Genomic DNA, 23,339 nt, shown 5'->3' with positions numbered 1-23,339 from the left:
GCTGAGCCTTATCCCTTGATCTTCTGCGCGCCGCGCCGCTTCTGGATCAGCACGATGCTGCCCAGGCTGACGCCGATCACGATGAAAGAGACGATCGTGGTCACCGTGCCGAGCGCATAGAGCGAGGGCGAAGTGACGTTCAGTGTCATGCTCCAGATCTCCAGCGGCAGCGTGTTGAGCGAGCCCGCCGTCTGAAGGGTGCGGGCGAATTCGTCATAGGACAGCGTGAAGCCGAACAGCGCGACAGCCACGAGACCGGGCGCCAGCACCGGGATCATCACCAGCCGGATCGCCTGCCAGCGGCTGGCGCCGAGATCGCGCGCCGCCTCGTCCCAGGCATTGTTGAAGCGCGACATCACCGCGAACATCACCAGCACGCCGAACGGCAGGGTCCAGGACAGCTGCGCCCCGAGCGCGGAGGAGTACCAGGCTGGGCTCAGTCCCAGCGCCTGGAACAAGAGACCCGTGCCCAGCCCGAGCACGAGGCCGGGCGCCACGAGGCTGCCGATCATCATGTAGAACACGATGCTGTCGCCCTTGAAGCGGCGGCGGAAGCCGAGGCCGGCCAGGAACGAGATCACCACCGTGATGATCGTGACCATGATCGCGAGCTTGATCGAGCGGTCGAAGGAGCCCTTGACGTCGCCGGTGCGCACCTGGGTGAACAGGTCGACGAACCAGTGCAGCGAGCGTCCCTTCATCGGAAACACCAGGCCGCCGCGAATGTCCTGGAACGACAGGACATAGATGCAGAACATCGGGCCATACAGCGCGATCACATAGGCGGTGAACAGCGAGGCCAGGACATAGAACGTCCAGGGCCGCCGGCCGCGGCTCGGCGCGATCGCCTTGCGCGATACCGTGTCCTTCTCAGGTGCGTCGACCACCATGGCGCTCATCGGGCGATCTCCCGGCGGATGTCCACGGTGCGCAGGATCAAGGTGACCATGGCGAGCAGAACCAGTGTCAGCAGCACGGCGCTGGCCGCCGCCGTCGGATATTGCAGCACGCCGACATCCTCATAGAAGGCGCTGACGACCGAAGCTGAGCCGCCGCCGGACATCACCTTCACGACGAAGAAGTCGCCCATGACGATCGAGACCACGAAAATCGAACCGAGCGCGATGCCGCTCTTGGCCATCGGCACGACGATGAGCCTGAGGATATCGAAGCGGCTGGCGCCGGCGTCCACCGCCGCCTCGATCAGCCGCTTGTCGATGCGCGCCATCGCGTTGAAGATCGGCACGATCATGAAGATCGTCAGTTGGTGCACATAGGCGATGACGACGGCGAGATCGGAGAACAGCAGCACCTCGAGCGGCTGGCGGATCACGCCGGTCGACAGCAGCGCCGCGTTGATCAGCCCTTCCTTGCCGAGCAGCGGGATCCACGAGATCATGCGGATGATGTTGGAGGTCCAGAACGGCACGGTGCACAGCAGGAACAGCCCGATCGCCAGCAGCTGGTTGCGCACATGGAAAACCAGGAAATAGGCGACGAAGAAGCCGATCAGCAGCGTGAAGATCCAGGTCAGCACCGTGAACTTGATCGTCGCGAGATAGAGCTTCAGGGTCAGCGCCGAGTGCAGCACCTCGACATAGTTCGCGAGCGTGAAGTCGGGCGTGAGCCCGCCGAAGCCGTCCGAGCCGAAGAAGCTCGCCGCCAGCACGACCAGGATCGGCGCCAGGAAGAACGGCACGAGCACGGCGACCAGCGGCGAGACGTAGAGCCAGCCGGCCAAGCTTGCACGTGAGGTTCTTGCACGTGAGGTTGAAGAAGGACTCGGCATCATCTTGTGAGCTACTTCGCTGTCGCCTGCGCCGGCACGAACATCGTGCCGGCGTCCGTTGAGAGAGGCAGGATTCAGGCCACCTTGAAGTCGTTCCAGCGCTTGTTCATGTAGGCGGCCTCGTCCATCAGCGTATTCCAGCAGGAGATGTTGGTGACGCGGTCGAGGAAGGAGCCGCCGTCGCGCTTGGTGCCGGCCTTCTCCATCGGCACGCCGTAGGGGTCGTTGACGACCTCCGGCGCGGGCTTGCCCTCGTACCAGAAGTCCCATTCCGCGGGAGTGAGGAATTTCTTCGCCGTCGACGGCACCGGGCTGTAATAGCCGTAGCGCGCGACGAAGCCGCCCTGCCAGCCGGACAGGTACCAGTTCAGATACTCATAGGCGGCGTCGAGCTTCTTGCCGGTGAGGTGCTTCATGAGGCCCATGCCGTTGCACCAGCCGCGATAGCCTTCCTTGCCGTTCTTGATATTGACCGGCGCGTAGACGCACGGGATCTCCTTCACGCGCACCGCGGCCACGGCCGGCGACCACATCGACTGGATCACCACCTCGCCCGCGGCCATCAGCTGCACCGACTGATCGAAGGTGGTCCAGGTGGCGCGGAACTGCCCCTGCTTCTTCAGCTCGATCAGCTTGTTGCAGGTGAAGTCGATCTCCTCCTTGGTCATGTTGCCCTTGTTGCCGTACTTGATCAGCCCGGCGCTCTCGAAGCACAGCGCGGCATCCATGATGCCGATCGCGGGCACGTCGAGGATGGCGGCCTTGCCCTTGAACTTCGGGTCGATCAGGTCCTTCCACTCGGTGACTTCGTGGCCGACGAGGTCGGGGCGATAGCCGATCGAGTCGGCGTTGTAGACCTGCGGCAGGAAGGTCGCCCATTCGGTGACGCCGTCATGCAGATCGGTGGAGTCGGGCTTGGAAATGTACATCGCCTCATACGGCGAGATGCCCTGGCGCGGAATCTTGTGGCCGTTGATCTCGCCCTTGGTGAAGATCGGCAGGATGTTGTCGAATTCCTTGATCTTCTTGACCTCGATGCCCTGGATGACGCCGCGCTTGGCGGCGAGCTTGGCCTGCCAGCCCTCGAGATCGGCGATGTCGACGCTGTTCGGCTGGCTGATGAAGCGGTTGATCGCGGCCGACGTATCGAGGTTCTGCATCGTGACCTTGAAGCCGAGATCCTTCGCAGCCTGGTCACCTATCGCCTTCACCACCGAGTAGGACACGCCGACATGGCGCAGCTCGATGTCCTTGATCTCCTGCGCCCAGATCGTCGGCGCGCCCACGATCTCCGAGCCGACCGCGGCACCCGCGAGCGCGGCCGCGCCTTTGAGCAGGGAGCGCCGGCTCAGTTTTTGATCTTTCGGCGCCTTCTGCTTCACCATCTCACCCTTGGACGTACGTTTCTCATTGTCGCGCATAGCAACCCCCGCTGGTTACAAGGCGGCGCGACATCCCTCGTTGGCTGCCGGCCCGCTTGCGTTTCGATCTTGACGCGAGGCTATCGACGGGATTCCGCGAAGTAAAATTGGAAGCAAAAATTGCGGATATAAGCGCCGCTAATGTCGGGACACTGCTGCTTTAACGCGCAGCAATCGCCCAGAACGGCGTCACCTGTCTGAGAAGCGATTGAGCAACGTTGCGCGCGCGCCTGCGTGGGTGCTTCAATTCGCCGTATTGTCAGGCGAGGAGAAGCGGGATCCGATCAGAGCCGCACCGTCATGATCCGCTGTCATCGCGACCAACTAACAAGTTGGCTGACGGCCTGTCGATGCATCCTGTCAGAATTGGACCGCCAGCTCGATCAGTCGCCTGTGCGCCCGCTCCCGCGCCGCGCCGGTGTGATCGGCGGGACCGCTGGTCGGTCCGATCGCGACGAAGCGCACGTCGTTGATGCCCATGAAGCGCAGCGCCTCGCGCAAATTGGGCGTGGCGTGGTCGGTACGGCCGCGGCTCATACCGGTGGTGAAGTCACCGCCGCTCGCCAGGATCACGACGGTCGGCCGGTCCTTCAACAGCGGCAGATAGCCCCTGGCGGGATCGAAGCGGAAGGTGAGCCCGGGCTGGTTGATGATGTCGAGCCAGTGCTTGAGCTTGTAGGGGATGCCGAAATTCCACATCGGCGTCGAGATCACCACGCGCTCGGCGAGATCGAGCCGCACCGCCATGCGCTCGGCCACCGCGAACGCCGCGCGCTGGCCCTCGGTGAAGTCGCGCCCGCCCATGCGCGCGTATTTCGCCTGCAGGATCTCGCCGTCGAACTCGGGCAGATTCTCGCGCCACAGGTTCATCTCGTCGATGTCGAACCCGGGCCGCGCCTGCATGAAACGATCGAGGAAAACGCGCGCGCCGGCGCTGGACTCCGAGTCCGCCCGCGGCGAGGCAACGAGATGAAACAGCTTGGGCATCCCCTACCCCAGCGCCTTGATGACCGCATCGGCGTTGGTGACGACGGAGACGTTCTGCAGGGCGAAGTTGATTGCGGCATTGTGCCAGTCGGCATTCATCGTCGAGCAACAGTCCTCGGGCACGACCATGAAGTAGCCCTTGTCGGCGCCGGTGCGCGCGGTGTGCTCGACCGACATGTTGGTCCACGCCCCCGTATTGATGATGACGTCGCGCCCCGTCGCCTTCAGGATGGTCTCGAGCTTCGTGCCCTCCCACGCGCTCATCCGCATCTTCTCGACGACGAAGTCGCCGCCGCGCGGCTCCAGCCCCGCAACAGGCGCCGCGCCCCAACTGCCGCGCACCATCGCCCGGCTGTCGACCAGCCCTTCGAACAGCGGCGCGTTCAAGGTCACCCCGGGCGCGCCCGGCTCGACCACGAACCAGACGAAGATGATGACGACGCCGCGGGCGCGCGCGACCTCGGCCAGTCGCCGCACATTATCAACGACGCGCTGCTGCTTGGCATGCCCGGGCGCACCGGAGTCGGCAAAGGCGCCGCCATCCATGATGACGTCGTTCTGCAGATCCTGGATGATCATGGCGCAGCGCCGAGGATCGAGCTGCATATCGCCGGAGGCGAGTTGCGGCGCTGCCGGTGCCGTCGACGACGACGCAGCCGATGTGGGTCCGGCCGTCCGCCGCGCGCTCATATAAGGCTCGTGGCGCGGGCCGACCTTGGTCGCGATGGCGTAGACCGAATGCGTGGCGGTGAGATACAGCGTGCGGAAGTCCGCCCCGCCCCAGGCGAGATTGGCGACCAGTTCCGGCACGCGCACCTTGCCGAGCAGTTCGCCCGTGGGCGCATAGACCCAGACGCCGCCGGGCGCGGTGACCCAGACATTGCCACGCTGATCGCACTTCATGCCGTCGGGCACGCCGGGCTCGAGCTCGGAGCGGATGCCGCTGGCGAAGACACGGCCGTTCGACAGGCTGCCGTCACTGCCGACGTCGAACACGCGGATCAGCGCCTGCACCGTGTCGTTGACATACAGCAGCGTCTCATCCGGCGAGAAGCACAGCCCGTTCGGCTGATCAAACATGTAACGGTCGACCAGCAGAAGCGGCGCGCCGCCGCCCGGCGGCACCCGGTAGACCCCCTGGAAGCCGAGCTGCCGCGGGCGCTCGACGCCGAAGACCGGCATGCGGCCGTACCAGGGATCGGAGAAATAGATCGCGCCGCTGGAGTGGACGCAGACGTCGTTCGGACTGTTCAGCTCCTGGTTCTGAAAATGCGACGCCAGGATCTCCCGCCGCCCGTCCGGCCGCTCGCGCACCAGCGACGACGTCGCATGCTCGCAGACGATCAGGTTGAGCTCGGCATCATAGGTCATGCCGTTGCACTTATTGGACGGCCGCCGCATCTCGACCACGCCGCGCTTCGCATCCCAGCGGCGGCGGACATCCGCCGGCATGTCGGAGAACAGCAGGAATTGCTCAACCGGATGCCAGATCGGCCCCTCCGTGAAGTCGAAGCCGGTTGCGACCTGCGCCACCGGCGCATAGGGGTCGATCAGGCTCTCGAACTCAGGGCGCAAGGTGACGTGGGTCATGACGCGTCCTCACACCGGAAACCAGTGTCGCTGCGGCAGCGACTGCACCAGCGGGCCCGGCACCTGGTCGTGGAGCCGCCCGGTGACCATGCCTCCCTCGATCTTGGCGGGACGATCGTGGATGGGCAGCAGGTAGCGCGAGCTCGACAGCAGCTTCTTGATGGCCGCCTTCTCCGCCCGCTTGCTGGTGCCGTGATTGCCGGTGGTGCGCGGCTCGCCATCCTGGATTTCATTGAACGGCGTCACGATCTGGTCGTTGAAATCGTAGATCACGTCGCCGCAGATCGTGGCGATGCCGTCAGCCGTATGAACATGGATGTTCATCGAGCCCTCGGTATGGGCGTTGGCGGCCTCGCAATACACGCCGGGCATCAGCTCGACCGCGCCGGTGAGCTCCAGATCGAGGAAGCGCAACGCGCTCTTGGTGTGCAGCCGGTCGATCAGGTGCTTGATGTCAGGCGCGGGATATTGCGGATGCATCAGGCCGGACACGGAGTATTCCAGCTCCCGGCGGTTCAGCACCACCGTCGTGTTCATCGGAAACAGGTCGTCCTTGCCGGCATGATCGATGTGCAGATGGGTGTGGCAGACATAGCGCACGTCCCCCATCCGCACGCCGTGACGCGCCAGTTGGTTCTCGATCATGTTCTCATGATACTGCAGCCCGCGCATGCCCAAGGTCTCCATGATCTGGTTGGAGCGGTAGCCGGTGTCGACCACGACCGGATACGGGCCGCCGAGGATCAGGAAGCCGAGCGTCAGCACCCGGCGGGTGCGGCCGCAGTCGCGGCCGAGCACGAGGAAGCTCGATTCCAGCTCGATATCACCATAGTCGAGAACCTTGATTTCCAGCGCCATGAGCGTTCCCTGTTGCTTTTGTTGTCGTTGCGCGCAGCATCATCCCAGCCGGTACACAAGCCGCGCGGTCTCTCCCATCACCTGTTCTCGCGCTCGCTCGTCCAAGTCTTTGATGGCAGCCTCGTAGCCAGCGACCAGCGCGCGATAGTTCGTCCAGAGTTTTTCAATCGGGAAGTTCGATCCGAACAAGCAGCGGTCGGCGCCGAACAGCTCGATCGTCTCGCGCACGACATCGGCGACATGCGCCGGATCGTTGCGGCGGATAAAGGTGCCGAGGCCCGAGAGCTTGCTGACGACGTTGCGGCAGGCGGCGAGCCGCTGCATGCCCGTGCGCCATTGCTCCCGTCCCGCCGCAGAGAGATCCTCCAGCATGCCGGCGTGCTGCAGGATGAAGGTGACGGACGGACAGCTCTCGGCCAGCGCCGCAGCACTCGCCATCTGGCCGGCGAAGAGCTGCAGGTCGAACGACCAGCCATAGTCGGCGAGCCGCGCGATGTTGGCACGGATGTTCGGATCGTTGCAGAGATCGGGAGAGGCGGCGAAGCGATACAAGGGATTGTCATGCCAGTGCAGTTGCATCCGAACGCCGCGCAGCAGCGGATAACGCGCGAGCCGGTCGAATTGCGGCCGCGCGTCATCGACGGCGAGGTCAGCGTAGGCGACGATGGCGTGGGGAAAGCCGTGCTGGTCGGCGGTTCGCTGCACACATGCGGCCTCGTTCTCGAAACCGTCCTTGGCCCAATTGGTCTGGACATAGACCGACTGGGTCATGCCGCTCCCTGCGAGGTCTTGCAGATACTCTTCGATGGGGTAGTCGCGGCGGATCGGCTCATACGGGCCGAAGATGCGCGGCTGCATCGGCCCGACCAGCCAGGGCAGATCGGCCTGGCGCCAGATGTGATGATGCGCGTCGACATAGCCGCTCATGCCGCCCTCCTCTGCGCCAGCGACAGCACGTGCGCGACGATGGCCTCGTCGGAACCGCCGGGAACGATGTCGTCGACGAACGGCGCGATCGCCTGCAGCGCTTCGGTCTGCGGCTTGAAGCCGGCACTTGTGGCGAGCGGCGTTAGCCAGCTCAGCCGCCATGCGCGCAGCGACAGCTTCCAGACGGCATCGCGGAGCGCCGTATGATCACCGCGCTCCAGCCCGTCGGAGATCACCAGCACCGACGCGCCACGCGCATAGGTCGAGAAGCGCGGCACCGCGAGGAAGGCCTGCAACGCCTCACCGATGCGCGTGCCGCCGTCCCAGTCGCTGACGAGATGCGAGGCGGCCAGTAGCGCCTGCTCGCGCCGCTTCAGCCGCAGTGGCCGCGTGACCCGCGTCAGCCGCGTGCCCAGGGTGAACACCTCGGCCTGCGGCACCGCCTGCACCAGCACATGCGCCAGCCGCATATTGTCCTCGGTGCGCGCCTTCATCGAGCCGGAGACGTCAATGAGCAGCAGCAGACGGCGCAGCCGCGGCCGCCGCTTCAGCCGCCGCAACGACAGCACCTCGCCGTCGCGGCGCACGCTCTCCCGCAAGGTGCGGCGCAAATCGACGAAGCTGCCGCGCCGCGCACGCATCCGCCGATGGCCGCGCCGCTTTGGCAATCTTGCGCGCGCCTGCCGCGCGAGGCGCTGCAAGGCATTACCGCCGCTGGTCGCCGCGAGGCGGCGTGCGACCAATGCCTCGGCTTGCGTGGCCGCGAGACCGGACTCGTTCTGCTCCTGGGCGCTGTCGGGATCGACGCCGTCGTCGCCTTCCTCCTGAAGACGGACGACGTCGTCCTGCTGGTCGGTCTCGCTGAGGGCCGTCGCCTCGGTCACGCCGAAATGGATGTCGAACAGCAGATTGTAGGTCGAAAGCCGTTCCGGCGGCGGCGCCAAGGTCGCGGCTCCCGCACGCCTGATGTCGTCGAGACTGGTTGGCCCGAGCAGTTCGATCGCCGCAAGAAAGGTCGTGGTCTGCTCGGGCGCGATGGCAAAGCCGTTCCGCCGCAGCAGCGCGGCAAAGGTCACGAAAACCTCGGTGGCTCGTGGCAGGCGGAGATCGCTCATGTCGTCGCCTCCGCCAGCAGCGCGTCCAGCCGCGGGGCGATGAAAGACAGATCCTCCTCGTCCTTCAGCGCGACACCGATCGAGCGCTTGAACGCATCCGGCCAGCGCGCGCCGGTGCGGTTCAGCAAGGTCGCAGCCTCCGCCCAGTCGACGGCTTCGGCAATCCCCGGAGCCTTGCTCAGCGGCTCACGCCTGAGCTTTGCGACGGCTGCGACCACCGCGCGCGCAGTCGCCTCAGCGACGCTTGACGCGCGCATCATGACAATCCGCGCTTCGCGCTCCGCATCGGGGTAGTCGATCCAATGATATACGCACCGGCGGCGGAGCGCTTCATGCAGGTCACGGGTGCGGTTCGAGGTGAGCACGACGATCGGTCGCTCGGCCGCACGCACGGTGCCACGCTCGGGAATCGAGATCTGGAAGTCGGAGAGGAACTCGAGCAGGAACGCCTCGAATTCCTGATCGGCGCGATCGATCTCGTCGATCAGCAGCACCGTCGCGTCAGGCGCGCGCAGGCAGGCCAGCATCGGCCGTTCGATCAGAAAGCTTTCGCCATAGATGTCGATGCTCTCTTCGCCGGCCTGGCGGATCGCCAGCATCTGGCGCGGATAGTTCCACTCGTAGAGCGCAGCCGCCGCGTCGATGCCCTCATAGCATTGCAACCGGATCAGCTTACGGCCGAGCACGGCGGCGATCGCCTTCGCGGCCTCGGTCTTGCCGACACCCGGCGCGCCCTCCAGCAGCAGCGGCTTGCCGAGCGCGAGCGCGAGATAGGCCGCGGTGGAGAGCCCGTCATCGGCGAGGTAATAGGCCGCGCGCAGCGCCTTCTCCAGCGCCTGCGGCGAGTCGATGCCGACGATGTTGCTGCGGACCACCATGCGCCGTTACCGCCTGGTCTGCGGCCGCGCGCCGCCCTGGGCCTTGATCGCGCGCAGCACCTTCTCCGGCGTGATCGGCAGCTCGTCGATGCGCACGCCGACCGCATTGAAGATCGCGTTCGCAATCGCAGGCAGCACCGGATTGGCGCACATCTCGCCCGGCCCCTTGCCGCCGAACGGACCGTCGGGCGCGGGCCGCTCCAGCACCGCGATGTCGTGCGGACAAATGTCGCCGGGCCCCGGCATCAGATATTCGACGAAGTCGCGCGGACCTTGCTTCGAATCTGGATAATACGGCTCCGTCGTCTCATACAGCGCGTGGCTCATGCCCATCCAGGCGCCGCCGACCAGCTGCTGCTCGACGAGACGCGGATTGAGTGCGCGACCCAGCTCATAGGCCGAGTCCATCCTGACCACGCCGACCTCGCCGGTCTCGTCATCGACGTCGACCTCGGCCACCAGACAGGCATGCGCGTAGCAAGTCGCCGGCGACATCTCGCCGGTCTCCGGATCGACGTCCGACAACGGCACCAGGAAGATGCCGCGGCCGGAGATCGTCTTGCCCTGCCGGAACTGTGCGGCGATGGCGACGTCCTTGACCGAGATCGAACGATGCGGCGCGCCCTTGACGTGAATGTTGCCGCGGCCGTCGGTCTCAAGGTCGCTGGCGTTCACTTCGAGTTCCTCGGCCGCCGCCTCCATCATGACGCCGCGCGCCTCCTTCGCCGCCGCCATCACCGCATTGCCGACGCGATGGGTGCCGCGCGAAGCGAACGAGCCCATGCAATGCGGCCCGGTGTCGGAGTCCGCGGTGTCGACATAGACGTCCTCAACGGGCACACCGAGCGTCTCGGCGCAGATCTGCCGCGTCACCGACTTCATGCCCTGCCCCAGATCGATCGACGACAGCGCCACCGTGAACTTGCCGCTGGGATTGGAGTGCACCAGCGCCTGGCTCGGATCGCCGCCGAGATTCATGCCGATGGGATAGTTGATCGCCGCCATGCCGCGGCCGCGGTGCCTCGCCATCTCAGCGCCTCCTCGTGCCGAACACGGATGAGAACCGGGTAGCGCCATGTCCCGCCGGCGATGGCGCGGAAGGCGGCGGAGGTGGTGGCGGTTCGGGCGGCGGAGAAATCGGGAGCCCGCGGTCGTAGCTGGTTCGCTGCTGCGCCGGCGCAGACCGCGGCGGCACGGACTCGCGTGGCGTCGACGGCACCGCCGCCCGCGCCCCGCCTCCGTCCTTGCGCGACGACATCCGGCGGAATTCCTCGCGGATCGGCCATTTGGCCTTCTCAGCCGCAACCTGCACGCATTCGATCAGCGCGGTGTTCTTGGCCTCACGGCGATGCGCCTTCATGTCGCCGTCGCGATACGCATTCAGGATGCGGAACTCCATGGGGTCCATGCCGATGAGATGCGCAAGCTTGTCCATCTGGCATTCGAGCGCGAAATCCATGCCGGTGATGCCGAAGCCGCGCATCGCGGTCGCCGGGGTGCGGTTGGTGAAGACACAGTAGATGTCGCCGTGAACGTTGGGGATCGTATAAGGCCCAGGCAGATGCGCCGCGCATTTCACCACCGCATAGCTCGACAGCCGGGTGTAGGCGCCGGAGTCGAAATAGCCGCGGATCTGTCGCGCGACGATACGGCCGTCACGCATCACGCCGTCCTTGATGTAGATCCGCTCGGCGCCGCGCGGCGGCCCGAACTGCATCTCCTCTTCGCGCCCGAACACGTAGCGCACCGGCCGCCCGGTCAGCATCGCCGCGAGAATCGCGAGCGGCTCGGTCAAGGTGTCGACCTTACCGCCGAAGCCGCCCCCGACGGTGCCGCCGATGAAGTGGAAGGTGTTCGACGGAAGATCGAGGATCTTGGCGCAGGTGTCGAGCGAGAAGAACAGCGCCTGGGTCGAGGTGTAGACCACGTAGCGGCCGTTCGCATCAGGCGCCGCGATCGAGCCGTTGGTCTCGACCGGCGCATGCTCGATCGGCGACATCTGGTAGCGCTGCTCCAGCACATGGTCGGCGCCGGCAAAGCCCCGCTCGACGTCGCCGAAGCGCAGCTTCTGATGGTCGTAGCGTTCGTGATACGTAAAAGTATTCTTCGGATAGGTCTCATTGACCGTCGGCGCGCCCGGCTTCAGCGCCTCCTCGACATCGAACACGGCCGGCAAGGTCTCGTAGTCGACGCGCACCTTGGCGGCCGCCTCTGCGGCTGCGCGCGGCGTCTCGGCAACGACCGCGACGATCGGCTCGCCGCGATAGCGCACCTTGTCGACCGCGAGCGTCGGCTCGTCGTCCTTGCCGAAATTGATCAGGCTGAGCAGCGTATTGAGATTGCGCGGCACATCGGAGCCCTTGATGATCCGCCGGACGCCCTCGCTTCGCTCGGCCTCGCTGGTGTCGATGCGGCGCAGCCTTGCATGCGGCTGCGTGGACCTCACGACCCGCAAATGCAGCATGCCCTGCAGCTTGTGATCGTTGAAATAGGTCGAGGTGCCCGTGACGTGGCCCAGCATGTCCTGGCGCTGCGTGCCCTTGCCGACCTCGTTGAGATTGTCGTCGCGCTCGTCGGCGAAGATGTCCTTGCGCAATTCCAGCATGACGCTCTCCCCTCAAGCGCTCGCGCGCGCCGCCGCCGCCGCCAGCACGGCATTGATGATCGGCTCGTAGCCGGTGCAGCGGCAGATATTGCCCGAGATCGCCTCCACGACCTGCTCGCGGCTCGGCTGCGGATTGCGATCGAGCAGCGCCTTCGCGGCCATCAGCATGCCCGGGGTGCAATAGCCGCATTGCGCGGCGAAGCCCTCGGCGAAGGCGCGTTGCAGCGGATGCAGGTTCGGCCCGGTCTTGATGCCGTCGAGCGTCTCGACGGCGCGGCCCTCGACAGTGTCGGCGAGCGTGAGACAGGAGAGATGCGCCTCGCCGTCGATCAGCACGGTGCAGGCGCCACAACCTCCCTGCCCGCAGCCGAATTTCGGCGTGACGTCGCCGAGCATCTCGCGCAGCACGACGAGGAGATTGGTGCCGCCATCGACGAACAGCGCGACGTCGCGGCCGTTGTGGCGGAATTGCAAAGGAGTCTTGGCCACGCTCTAGCTCTCCTGTCCCGACAGCAACCGCCGCAAATGCACGCCGACGACCTCGCGGCGATACCATGCGCTCGCCAGCGAGTTATCGGTGGGCGCGGTGCCCTCGCCTGCGGCGGCCGCCGCCGCACTGATTGCACTGGAATCGAGTGGCCGGCCTTCCAGCGCGCGCTCGGCGCCCTTGGCGCGGATCGCGGTCGGCGCCATCGACCCCAGCGCGATGCGCGCGCCGCTGACGCGCCCGCCGCTCTGCGGGAGATGTGCCGCGAGCGTGATGACCGAGCCGCCCTTCGGCTTGATGCGGGCGATCTTGCGATAGCGGAACGCATCGGCAGATGCCGGCCTGATGCACGACACGGCGACGACCAGCGCTCCGGCCTGACGGTCGCGCGATTGCAGGAATTCCTCGAGCGGCATGTCGCGCAACCCGAAGCCGCCCTGCAGTGAGATCATGCCGTCGAGCGCCAGCAGCGCCACCGTGAAGTCACCGAACGGCGCCGGTGCAAACAGATTGCCGCCGACGGTGCCCATGTTGCGCACGGCCGGGCCGCCGATCGAGCGTGCTGCCGGATGCAGGAAGGCGAGCTCGCGCTCGGCCAGCACGCGCGCGAAGGTGACGCCGGCCCCGATGCGCACGCGCGCGCCGGCGGCCTCGATGCTCTGCAAGGCGCGGTCGGTGGCACGCACCACGGTCGCAATCGAGACGTCGCCCTCGTTGAGATCGCGCATCACCAGCGTGCCGCCGCCGAGATAGCGCGCGGCGCGGTCCGACGACAGCGCGGAGGCCGCCTCGCCCAGCGCCTGGAATGTCTTCACCGTCACCGGCATCGGTTCACCTCTCGCTCATGCCGCCTGCTTCAGATGCGAGCGGATCGCCTCGAAGCCTGCCTGGTAGATGTCTTCCGCCACCATGCGCGTCAGTTCCTCCGCCTGCTCCAGCCGCGTCGTGAACCGGCTCTCCCAGTGCCAGAACGTGCGATCGCCGTCGGTGACCGGTAGCAGCCGGACATGGGCGACGTAGTTGAACAAGGCGACCGGCGTATCGAGCAGGCAGTAGCTGAAGCTCTGTTCGAGGTCGGACAGCGCCAGCAATTGCTCGCGCAGCTCCGAGCCGTCCTGAAGCCGGAAGCGCCTGACGCAGCCGATCTTGTCGGAGGTTTGCGAGCGTTCGATCGCCGAGGTCGCCACCGCGGGATGCCAGCGGTCATGGCCGTTGAAATCACGCAGCAGCTCCCAGACCCGGTCGGTCGGCGCGTCGATGATGGTGCTCTTGACGATGTGCGGCACGGACTAGCCTCCGAACGCGCGCTTGAGCGCATCGAAGCCGCCCTGGAAGACGCCGCCGCCGATCGAGCCGACGAGATCGGCCTCGCGCTCCGGCGCGCAGTCGAACTCGGCGGTCCATTCCAGGAAGGTCTTGTCGCCGTCCGTCACCGGCGTCAGGCGGAGCGTGGCGACGTAGTTCGACACGCCCATCGGCGATTCCAGGATCGAATAGGTGCAGAACATGTCGTAGTCGGACAGGCCGAGCAGCTTCTCGCGGATGCGGTCGCCGTTGCGCAGGCGAAAATCCCTGACGCAGCCGATCTTGTCGGCGGGCTCGCCGCCTTCGATGCGGCTTTCGGCGATCGCCGGATGCCAGTTCGGCAGGCCGTTGAAGTCGCGGACGCGCGCCCACACCCGGTCGTTGCGGGCATTCACGACAGTGGAGACGTAGACCCTCGCCATCTCGCATCAACCCTTCTTGCGCGGGCCGCGATCGGCCGGCGGCTCGGATGGACCGACATCACCGCCTCCACCTCCACCAGTATCCTTGCGCGCGGCGGTGTCCTTGCGAATGCCCTGCATGTCCCTGGCTTCGCGGATCAGGCCCGGCATCTTGGCCAAGCTGCCGCCCTCGACGCCGATGTCGGAGAGGATGGAGTCGATCAGCGGCGCCTGCACGCGATAGCGCAGCGCGGAATCGATCACCTCGTCGGTCGCGCTGCGGCCGCCATTGCCGTTGCCGCCATTGCCGTTCAGGCCGTCGACCTGGAGAATGCGGATGCCCTCGATCTTTTCCATCGGCTTGACGCTTTCGCGCACGATACCCTCGATGCGGTCGAGCAGCTTGCGGCGGAACAGCGAGTAGCGCGCCTGGTCGGTCAGCACGTTCTCGGCCTCGTTGAGCAGCCGCTGCGCTTCGGCTTCCACCGCCGCGCGCACGCGCTCGGCCTCGGCGGCGATGCGGGTCTCCTCCGCCTGCTTCTCGGCGAGCAGCACCTCGACCGTCTTGCGGCGGCGGGCGATCTCGCTCTCGCGTGCGGTGATCACCTTCTCCGCGGCTTCGGTCGCGCGCGTGCGCGCCTCCTCGGCCGACACCTTGGCGGCGGATTCCTCCAGCGACTTCTGGTACAGCGCGATCGCCTTTTCCATCAGCGCCGTCTCGACGTCCTTCTCGCGGTTGACTTCCAGCTTGCGCAGCTCACGCTCGCGACCGATGCGCGCCTCGTCGAGGCCGCGGTCGGAGGCGATGCGCGCGCGCTCGACCTCCTCGCGGGCGGCGATCTCCGCTTCCTGCAGCGACTGCACGCGGGCGACTTCGAGCTGCTCGATGGCGCGCCGGCGCTCCAGCCGGACCGCCTCCAGCGCCTGCTCGCGCGACACGTCGGCGGTCTCGACCTGCTTGCGCGCGACGATCTCGGCTTCCTTGACCTGGCGGTCGGCATCGATCCGCTCGGCGCGCTTGGCCGCGAGCTCGATGACGCGGGTTTCGTCCGCCAGCTCGATCGCCTTCTTCTGGTCGATGTTGAGCACCTCGCGGGTCCGAGACGACGCAATGCGCTCGGCCTCCAGCGCCAGCTCGACCTCGATGCGGCGCCGCTCCACCGCCTCGCGCCGCTTGAGATCGGCCGCCTCGACGGCCTCGGTCCGCGAGATCTCCAGGCTGCGCGTTTCCTGCTCGGAGAGAATGCGCTTGGCAGCAACGGCCTGCTCCTGCGCGATCCGCGCCGCCTCGATCGCCTCGCGCGAGGCGATATCGGCCTCCTCGATGGTCCTGACGCGGGCGATCTCCAAGGCGCGCACCCGCTCCTCCTGCGCGATGCGGCTGGCCTCCGTGGCCTCACGCGCGGCAATGCCGGCGATCTCGATGCCCTGATTGCGCTCGATCTCCAGTTTGCGCGTGGCGTGCTCGGCCGCAATGCGTTCCGCCGACAGCGCCTGCTCGCGCGCGATCCGCGCGGCCTCGACCGCCTTCTGCGCCTCGATCTCCGCCTCCTGGATGGCGCGGACCTGCGCGATCTCGGTGGCGCGGGTGCGCTCGTCGGAGCTGATGCGCTCGAGGTTGACGATCATGGTCTGCGCGATCCGCGCCTTCTCCGTCGCCTCGCGCGCCGCGATCTCGGCCTGCTCGATGGCGCGGGTGCGCTCGATCTCGCGGCGCCGCGTCTCCTCGTCATTGGCGATCCGCGCATCGGAGACGACGCGGTCCTGCTGGATGCGCGCCTTCTCCACCGCTTCGCGCGCCGCGATCTCGGCCTCCTCGATCGTCCGGGTCCGCTCGATGTCGCGCTGGCGCACCTCGCGCTCGGATTCGATGCGGGCGGCATCGATCGCGCGCTGGTTGGCAATCCGGGCCTTCTCAATGTCCTCGCGCGCGAGCAGCTCGCGCTCCTCGACCGCGCGGGTCCGCTCGATCTCGCGCTGCCGCGTGTCGCGCTCGGCCGCGATCCGCGCCTCGGCGATGGTGAGCTCGTTGGCGATGCGTGCCTTCTCGATCGCCTCGCGCGCGGAAATCTGCGCCTGCTCGGCCTCGGTCTCGCGCAGCGCCCGCTCGCGTGCGACTTCCGTCCGCTGCAGGGCGCGGCGCATCTCGATGTCGCGCTCCTGTTCCAGCCGCGCCGTCTCGCTCTCGCGCTCGATCTCCAGCGCCTCGCGCTCGGCTTCGAGGTTGCGGGTACGGATCTTGATCATCGAGTCCTGCTCGATGTCGTTGCGCAGCTTGCGCTTGCTCTCGATGTCCTCCATCAACCGCGTCAGGCCTTCGGCATCGAACCGGTTCGACGGGTTGAAGAACTCCAGATCGGTCTGGTCGAGATCGGTGATCGCGACGGATTCGAGCTCGAGCCCGTTCTGTGCGAGTGCCTCGGAGGCGGCTGCCTTCACGCGGGAGACGTAGTCGCCGCGCTGCTCGTGCATCTGCTCCATCGTCATCTCCGCCGCGACCGAGCGCAGCGCGGAGATGAACTTGCCGGAGAGCAGCGCGTGCAGCTTTTCCGGTTCGAGGGTGCGCCGGCCGAGCGTCGCCGCCGCGATCGAGACCGCCTCGCGGGTCGGCTGCACCCGCACGTAGAAGTCGGCCTCGACGTCGACGCGCATGCGGTCGCGGGTGATCACCGCGTCCTGCTTTGCGCGCGTAATTCCCATCGGCAGCACGTTCATGTTGACCGGCGTATAGTCGTGGATGAACGGCATCACGAAGGCGCCGCCATTGATGACGACGCGCTCGCCCATGAAGCCGGTGCGGACGAAGGAGACCTCTTTCGAGGAGCGGTGGTAGAGCCAGTTGACGATATAGACGGCGACCACGATGACGATGATCGCAACGATCAGCCACAGGATCAGCTCACCGATCAAAGCCCCGGACATCGCATTCCTCCCTCATTCTTCTGTCCGACGGGCGCGGCGCCAGGCGCCATCGCTGCCGGATCTCGTGTTGTCACCTCAGACGCGGCGCGGCCGCGAGCTGATTGCCTTGAAATGCCGGACCTGCTCGGTCAGCGCCCGCTCCACCGGCAGCCGCTCCATCGAGGAGGCGCCGTAGAAGCCATGGCAGTTTTTCGTATGCTTCATGATGTAGTCGGCATCGGCGGGCTCGGCGATCGGACCGCCATGCGCCAGCACCAGGATTTCGGGATTCACGCTCAACGCAGCCGATGCCCAGCTGTCGATCAGGCCGGGACAGTCCTCCAGCTTCGGCGCGGTCTGCGCGCCGATCGAGCCGCCGGTGGTGAGGCCGAGATGGCAGACGATGATGTCGGCACCCGCAATCGCCATACCCGTCGCCTGCGCCTCGTTGAACACGTAAGGCGTTGTCAGCAAGTCCTTGTCGTGGGCGCGCCCGATCATGTCGATCTCCAGCGCATAGGAAATGCCGGTCTCCTCCAGATTGGCACGGAAGGTGCCGTCGATTAGGCCAACGGTCGGAAAGTTCTGCACGCCGGAGAAACCGAGCGCCTTCAGTTCGTCGAGAAAGACATCCATGTCGCGGAACGGGTCGGTGCCGTTGACGCCCGCAAGCACCGGCGTGCTCTTCACGACAGGCAGCACCTCGGCGGCCATCTCGACCACGATCGCGTTGGCGTCGCCATAGGCCATCAGCCCGGCCAGCGAACCACGGCCGGCCATGCGATAGCGGCCCGAATTATAGATCACGATCAGGTCGATGCCGCCGGCCTCCTCGCATTTCGCCGACAGGCCGGTGCCGGCGCCGCCGCCGATGATCGGGACGCCGCGACGGACCATGTCGCGAAACTTCTTCAGCAGCGGTGCACGCTCATATCTCGGCATGACCATCACCTCGCCTGTCTGCGCCGCGCCGGCAGCCGCCCGAGCATCGGCCTGATGGCGGCCACGATCGTGGCTACGAACTCGTTGTCGTTGATATGATGCGGCACGCGGATGATCCGCCGTGTCGAGGTTTGCCGCACGGTCTGTTCGAGGCTGCGGAACAGCGCCTCGTCCGCCTCGCGATCGAAGAACGGCTGGCCCTGCGCATCGAGCGCCGACACGCCCTTCTCGGGCAGAAAGAACCTGACCGGGCCATCCATGCGATTGAGGCGCTCGCCGATCCAGCGCCCCATCTCCGTGTTTTCGGCGGGTGTCGTGCGCATCAAGGTGACCTGCGGATTGTGGACATGAAACTTGCGGCCGCGATAGCGCTCCGGAATGGTCTCGGGCGCACCGAAATTGACCATGTCGAGCGCGCCGACCGAGCCGACAAAGGGCACGCGCGAGCGAATGATGGCGCCGAAGCGGTCCTCGGTCGCCGGGAACACGCCACCCATCAGCAGGTCGCAGACCTCGGTCGTGGTGAGATCGACCACGCCGGCGAGCATCCCGGAGTCGACCAGCTTCTCCATCGAGCGGCCGCCGACGCCGGTGGCATGGAAGACGAGGCACTCGTAATCGTCGCGCAGCTCGGCGGTGATCTTCTGCACCGCCGGCGTGGTCACGCCGAACATGGTGATGCCGAGCGCGGGACGCCGCGGCTTGGCGCCTCCAGCGATGGTTGGTTGCTGCTGCCGCGCAGTGACCATGCCGGCCAGCGCATGCGCGCCGTTGCTGAGCACCGCGCGGGATATCGAATTCAGGCCTTGGACGTCGGTGACCGAATACATCATCGCGATATCGGCGGGACCGACATAGGCGCCAACGTCTCCCGAGGCGACGGTCGAAACGATCAGCTTGGGTACGCCGACCGGCAGCTCGCGCATCCCCGGAGCGACCAGCGACGTGCCGCCCGAGCCGCCGGCCGAGATGATCCCGGCGACATTGTCCTGCCGCCGCAGCCAGCGAGCAAAGGCGTCGGCCATTGCGGTCACGGATTGCCCACGGTCAGAGCCGAACACGGCCGAGCCGCCACGCGGATGATTGAGCGCGATCTCCTGAGCCGAGACGTCGCAACTCGCATGCTTGCCACTGGTGGAGACATCGACAAGCCGTGTGCGCAGGCCATGGCCGGCAATGATGTCGCGGATGAAGCGCAGCTCCTCGCCCTTGGTGTCGAGCGTGCCGGCCACGATCACCGCCGGCGGACCGGACGAGACCGGTGCTGTGCGCTCGCGTCCGACGCGCGCCGCCTCATCGAGACGGGTCACGCTGGTCGAGACGGTCCGCGCCTTGGCCTCGATCTGCGCGACCGGCACCGGCTGCGACCAGCGCGTCGGCAGCACGGGATTGGAGACGTAGACCCTGACCGGCGCGGCCTTCGGCGGCGCCGACGTTGCTGCACGGGCGACCGGCTCCTCCCTCACCTGCTCCGTGCCGAGATCGGTCTCGTCGCCCGCATGCTGGCCGACGCCCAGCAGCCGTTGCTGCAGCTCGCGGTCGGCGGCGAGCCGCGCGGAGTCGATGATGCGATTGATGCGGCCGTTGACCATGATCGCCACGCGCGGCGAGATCGCGGTGGCGACGCCGATGTTCTGCTCGATCACCAGCACGGCAATGTCGCCGTCCTGGCCGAGCCGGATCAGCATCTCCTCGACCTGGGCGACGATGACCGGCGCCAGCCCTTCGGTCGGCTCGTCCATGATCAGAAGCTGCGGATTGGTCAACAGCGCGCGCGAGATCGCCAGCATCTGCTGCTCGCCGCCGGACAATTGACCGCCGCCGTTGTTGCGGCGCTCGGCGAGCCGCGGAAACGTCTCGTAGACGCGATCCACCGTCCAGGTGCCGCGGCGCAGCCCGGCCGCGAGCCGCAGATGCTCGTCGACACTCAGCGAGCGCCACAGACGCCGGCCCTGCGGGACATAGCCGACGCCGAGCCGCGCGATCCGCGCCGGATTGAGCCCGGTGATATCTTCGCCGCGCAGCCGCACCGAGCCGCCGGATGGCCGCAGCAGGCCCATGATGGCCTTGCACAGCGTGGTCTTGCCCATGCCGTTGCGGCCGACCAGCGAGAACACGCCGGACTCGAGCCGGAGGTCGACGCCCTGCAGCGCATGCGAATGGCCATAATAGACGTCGAGGCCGCGGACATCGAGCGCGGGCACGGAGCGGCCGCGATCATTCATGGCCGCCTCCGAGATACAGCTCCTGCACCTCCGGATCGGATTCGATCTCGTGCGGCGCGCCCTCCTTGAAGATGCGGCCGTTGTGCATCATCGTCACGCTCTCGACGACGCGCAGCGCCACATCCATGTCGTGTTCGATGATGATGTAGCCGATATGCGGCGGCAGCGATGTCAGGATCTCGACCAACTCGCGCCGCTCCGTCGGCGACAGGCCCGCCGCCGGCTCGTCGAACAGGATGAAGCGCGGCGCGCCCGCCAGCGCCAGCGCGATCTCGAGCTGGCGTTGCTGGCCATGGGCGAGCTCCGACACCAGCTGATCGCGCACCGATGTCAGATGCACCGCCTCGATCAGGCGTTCGGCCGCCTGCATCAGCGCGTCGTTGGCGCGCGGCCGCAGCATCGAGAAGCGCGCGCGCGAGACGCCTCGGCAGGCGAGATAGACGTTGTCGCGCACGGTCAGGCCAAGGAACAGCGCGGAGATCTGATAGGTCCGGCGCAGCCCGCGCCGGATGCGCTCGTAGGGCGGGAACGCGGTGACATCCTCGCCGAAGAACCGGATCGTGCCTGACGTCGGCAGGAAGTCACCGGTGACGCAGTTGAACAGCGTCGTCTTGCCAGCCCCGTTCGAGCCCAGCACCGCGCGTCGCTCGCCGGGGCGCACCGTGATGGTGATGTCCGTCAGCGCCGCCAGCGCGCCGAACATGCGCGTGACGCCACGCAACTCCAGCGCAGCCGTGGAGCCGAGAGCGGAGAGCCGGTCAGCCACCCTATCCATGGCCGTGCCCTCCCGGACGCGCCTCGGTGGTCTGCCTGCGCTTGCGCCAGCGCTCATACAGGCCGATGACGCCATCGGATGAGAAGAACACGATGGCGAGGAAGCCGAGCCCGATCAGCAGCCGGAAGCGGTTGCCGTCGAGGCCGACCTTGACCAGGAAATCCAGCGCAAAGGTGCGCAGGAGGACGAAGATGAAGGCGCCGATATAGGCGCCGACCGGCCGGGTGACGCCGCCGACCACAGCGACGATCAGAATGTCGATGCAGCGTTCGACCGCGACCGAGCCCGGCGAGATCTGGCGGTAGTTCCAGACCTGCAGCACGCCGCCAAGCCCGGCGATGAGCGCGGCAAAGGCATAGGCCGCGATGCGATGGGCATTGACGTTGAAACCGAGCGCGGCCATGCGCCTGGGATTGTCGCGAACGCCCTGCAACGCCAGCCCGAACGGCGCGCGCGACAAATAGACCACAGCGGAATAACACAGGGCGGCGACTGCGAGGATCAGGTAATAGAACGCAATGTCGCTACGCCAGTTGATGCCGAGGACATGCGGCGTCGCGACCGTGTTGATGCCGGTATGGCCGTTGAAGATCGCCCAGTTCTGGTTGGTGAAATAGTAGAACGCCGCGCCGATCGCGAGCGTGATCATGATCGTGTAGATACCTTCGGTGCGTACCGCCAGCGCGCCGCCGAGCGTGCCGAACGCCACCGCGAGCACCAGCGCCATCGGCGTCGCCAGCCACCACGGCCAGCCCAGGCTGATATTGGCGTTGCCGCTGACGCCGAACACCGCGACCATGTAGCCGGCAAAGCCCGCGATGGTCAGCTGCATCAGGCTGACCATGCCGCCATAGCCGGCGAGGAACATCAGGCTCAGCGCGATCGTGCCGAGGATCAGGGTCGTGCCGAAGATCTCGATCAGGAAGAAGCCGTTGGCGATGAGCGGCATGATCAGCAGCAGCGCCGCCAGCGCCCAGCCCCAGGGCTGCTCCGTGACGGACCAACTGGCCGGCTTCGCGGTCGTGCCCCGCGCCAACACGCCGTCCCTCGTTCGCGCCTCCTGGATCAGCGACATCTCACCGCCTCGCCAGCAGGCCCTGGGGCCGCAACGCCAGCACCAGGACCATGATCAGGAAGGTCACGACGATCGCATAGGTCGGGATGTAGACCGAGCCTAGCTGCTCGGCGAGCCCGATAATGAGCGCGCCGAGCGCAGCTCCCGGGATCGATCCCATGCCGCCGACGATGACGACGACCAGCGAGGCCAGCAGGAACCTCGTATCCTCGCCGGGCGACAGCGATTGGAAGGTTCCGCCGACAACGCCGGCAATACCCGCAAGACCGGCGCCGAAGGCAAACACCAACACAAAGACGAGCTGGATCTGCACGCCGGTCGCGGCGAGGATCTCGCGGTCATCGACGCCGGCGCGCACGATCATCCCGACCCGGGTGCGGTTGAGCGCCAGCCACATCAGGATGCCGATCACGACCGAGCCGCAGAAGATCACCAGACGCACCAGCGGATATTGCAGGAACACCGCCTCGCCGGATGATTTCATCGCCGTCATCAGCGGCAGCTGCACCGGTCCGATCAGCCAGGCCGGCGTCTGGATCTGATAGAAGTCGCCGCCGAACGCCCACAGCATGAGATCGGCGAACACGATCGACAGGCCGATCGTCACCATCGTCTGCCGCAGGTCCTGGCCCTCCATGCGACGAAACACGAAGAACTGCAGCAGGACGCCGACAATCGCGACGACAATGAACGCGGCAATGAAGGCCAGAATCCACGAGCCGGTCGCGGACGAAATGCCGTAGCCGACATAGCCGCCGAACAGATAGAGCGAGCCGTGCGCGAGGTTCACATTGCGCATCAGGCCGAAGATCAGGGTGAAGCCGCTTGCGACGAGGAAATAGAGCCCGCCGAGCGTGATGCCGTTGAAGACGGCGCTGAGGAACACCTTCTTGCGCCCGACCGCCTCTTCCAGAGCCGGTGGCCAGACGGCAACGATCAGCCAGACCACCACTGTCACAGCCAGCAGGACAATGAGAGACCAGATCGGATGGCGCTCGATGAAGCGACTCATCGATCCTCCCCCGCAATCAGGAGCATGGCTCCGTCATTCCGGCCGC

General features: G+C 66.5%; 21 protein-coding genes. All 21 read right to left on the bottom strand.

Annotated elements, in window-relative coordinates; genetic code table 11:
• Positions 1 to 8 precede the first annotated feature (8 nt).
• The 21 genes from ACQR1Y_RS12980 to ACQR1Y_RS12880 all read right to left on the bottom strand — a co-directional run bounded on the left by ACQR1Y_RS12980 (position 9) and on the right by ACQR1Y_RS12880 (position 23,293).
• Complete coding sequence (locus ACQR1Y_RS12980) at positions 9 to 899, bottom strand: ABC transporter permease (protein WP_434876710.1); 891 nt, start codon at positions 897 to 899, stop codon at positions 9 to 11.
• Entirely contained in the window at positions 896 to 1,792 is an 897-nt protein-coding gene (locus tag ACQR1Y_RS12975; RefSeq protein WP_434857730.1) for an ABC transporter permease, read from the bottom strand. Before ACQR1Y_RS12975 ends, ACQR1Y_RS12980 begins: the two co-directional genes overlap by 4 nt.
• A gap of 71 nt (positions 1,793 to 1,863) precedes the next feature.
• Positions 1,864 to 3,210: an ABC transporter substrate-binding protein gene (locus ACQR1Y_RS12970; protein ID WP_434876709.1), complete on the bottom strand. Its 1,347-nt coding sequence runs from the start codon at positions 3,208 to 3,210 to the stop codon at positions 1,864 to 1,866.
• Positions 3,211 to 3,570: 360 nt separating this feature from the next.
• Positions 3,571 to 4,197 carry an FMN-dependent NADH-azoreductase gene (locus tag ACQR1Y_RS12965; protein WP_434876708.1) on the bottom strand — a complete coding sequence of 209 codons (627 nt, stop codon included), beginning with the start codon at positions 4,195 to 4,197 and terminating at the stop codon, positions 3,571 to 3,573.
• A gap of 3 nt (positions 4,198 to 4,200) precedes the next feature.
• A complete protein-coding gene (locus tag ACQR1Y_RS12960) occupies positions 4,201 to 5,787 on the bottom strand; it encodes an isochorismatase family protein (protein ID WP_434876707.1) in 1,587 nt (528 codons plus the stop codon).
• 9 nt (positions 5,788 to 5,796) lie between these two features.
• Positions 5,797 to 6,645, bottom strand: a complete 849-nt coding sequence (locus ACQR1Y_RS12955) for an MBL fold metallo-hydrolase (protein WP_434876706.1) — start codon at positions 6,643 to 6,645, stop codon at positions 5,797 to 5,799.
• A 39-nt stretch (positions 6,646 to 6,684) separates the two neighbouring features.
• Complete coding sequence (locus ACQR1Y_RS12950; protein WP_434876705.1) at positions 6,685 to 7,572, bottom strand: amidohydrolase family protein; 888 nt, start codon at positions 7,570 to 7,572, stop codon at positions 6,685 to 6,687.
• A complete protein-coding gene (locus ACQR1Y_RS12945) occupies positions 7,569 to 8,687 on the bottom strand; it encodes a VWA domain-containing protein (protein WP_434876704.1) in 1,119 nt (372 codons plus the stop codon). Before ACQR1Y_RS12945 ends, ACQR1Y_RS12950 begins: the two co-directional genes overlap by 4 nt.
• Positions 8,684 to 9,565, bottom strand: coding sequence for an AAA family ATPase (locus tag ACQR1Y_RS12940; protein ID WP_434876703.1), 882 nt, complete (start codon positions 9,563 to 9,565; stop codon positions 8,684 to 8,686). The genes ACQR1Y_RS12945 and ACQR1Y_RS12940 overlap by 4 nt, the downstream gene beginning before the upstream one ends.
• A 6-nt stretch (positions 9,566 to 9,571) precedes the next feature.
• Positions 9,572 to 10,594, bottom strand: a complete 1,023-nt coding sequence (locus ACQR1Y_RS12935) for a xanthine dehydrogenase family protein molybdopterin-binding subunit (RefSeq protein WP_434876702.1) — start codon at positions 10,592 to 10,594, stop codon at positions 9,572 to 9,574.
• 1 nt (position 10,595) lies between these two features.
• Entirely contained in the window at positions 10,596 to 12,170 is a 1,575-nt protein-coding gene (locus ACQR1Y_RS12930; protein ID WP_434876701.1) for a xanthine dehydrogenase family protein molybdopterin-binding subunit, read from the bottom strand.
• 12 nt (positions 12,171 to 12,182) lie between these two features.
• On the bottom strand, positions 12,183 to 12,659 hold the full coding sequence (locus ACQR1Y_RS12925; protein ID WP_434876700.1) for a (2Fe-2S)-binding protein: 477 nt from the start codon (positions 12,657 to 12,659) through the stop codon (positions 12,183 to 12,185).
• Positions 12,660 to 12,662: 3 nt separating this feature from the next.
• A complete protein-coding gene (locus ACQR1Y_RS12920) occupies positions 12,663 to 13,484 on the bottom strand; it encodes an FAD binding domain-containing protein (RefSeq protein ID WP_434876699.1) in 822 nt (273 codons plus the stop codon).
• A gap of 15 nt (positions 13,485 to 13,499) precedes the next feature.
• Positions 13,500 to 13,943, bottom strand: coding sequence for an SRPBCC family protein (locus tag ACQR1Y_RS12915; RefSeq protein WP_434876698.1), 444 nt, complete (start codon positions 13,941 to 13,943; stop codon positions 13,500 to 13,502).
• Positions 13,944 to 13,946: 3 nt separating this feature from the next.
• Positions 13,947 to 14,384 carry an SRPBCC family protein gene (locus ACQR1Y_RS12910; RefSeq protein ID WP_006609919.1) on the bottom strand — a complete coding sequence of 146 codons (438 nt, stop codon included), beginning with the start codon at positions 14,382 to 14,384 and terminating at the stop codon, positions 13,947 to 13,949.
• A 6-nt stretch (positions 14,385 to 14,390) separates the two neighbouring features.
• Positions 14,391 to 17,285 (bottom strand): flotillin domain-containing protein, encoded by a 2,895-nt coding sequence (locus tag ACQR1Y_RS12905; RefSeq protein WP_434876697.1) that lies wholly within the window; start codon positions 17,283 to 17,285, stop codon positions 14,391 to 14,393.
• Positions 17,286 to 17,360: 75 nt separating this feature from the next.
• Entirely contained in the window at positions 17,361 to 18,206 is an 846-nt protein-coding gene (locus ACQR1Y_RS12900) for a phosphoenolpyruvate hydrolase family protein (protein ID WP_434857744.1), read from the bottom strand.
• A 5-nt stretch (positions 18,207 to 18,211) separates the two neighbouring features.
• Positions 18,212 to 20,431, bottom strand: coding sequence for an ABC transporter permease (locus ACQR1Y_RS12895; protein WP_434876696.1), 2,220 nt, complete (start codon positions 20,429 to 20,431; stop codon positions 18,212 to 18,214).
• Positions 20,424 to 21,206 (bottom strand): ABC transporter ATP-binding protein, encoded by a 783-nt coding sequence (locus ACQR1Y_RS12890; protein ID WP_434876695.1) that lies wholly within the window; start codon positions 21,204 to 21,206, stop codon positions 20,424 to 20,426. The genes ACQR1Y_RS12895 and ACQR1Y_RS12890 overlap by 8 nt, the downstream gene beginning before the upstream one ends.
• Entirely contained in the window at positions 21,199 to 22,281 is a 1,083-nt protein-coding gene (locus ACQR1Y_RS12885) for a branched-chain amino acid ABC transporter permease (RefSeq protein ID WP_434876694.1), read from the bottom strand. Before ACQR1Y_RS12885 ends, ACQR1Y_RS12890 begins: the two co-directional genes overlap by 8 nt.
• Before the next feature lies 1 nt (position 22,282).
• Positions 22,283 to 23,293, bottom strand: a complete 1,011-nt coding sequence (locus tag ACQR1Y_RS12880) for a branched-chain amino acid ABC transporter permease (RefSeq protein ID WP_434876693.1) — start codon at positions 23,291 to 23,293, stop codon at positions 22,283 to 22,285.
• Positions 23,294 to 23,339: the final 46 nt, after the last annotated feature.

The organism is Bradyrhizobium sp. HKCCYLRH3099 (genome assembly GCF_051167855.1).
Classification (GTDB): Bacteria; Pseudomonadota; Alphaproteobacteria; order Rhizobiales; family Xanthobacteraceae; genus Bradyrhizobium.
Note: the sequence above shows the minus strand (reverse complement) of the source record. Positions and strands in the feature narration are given on the sequence as shown.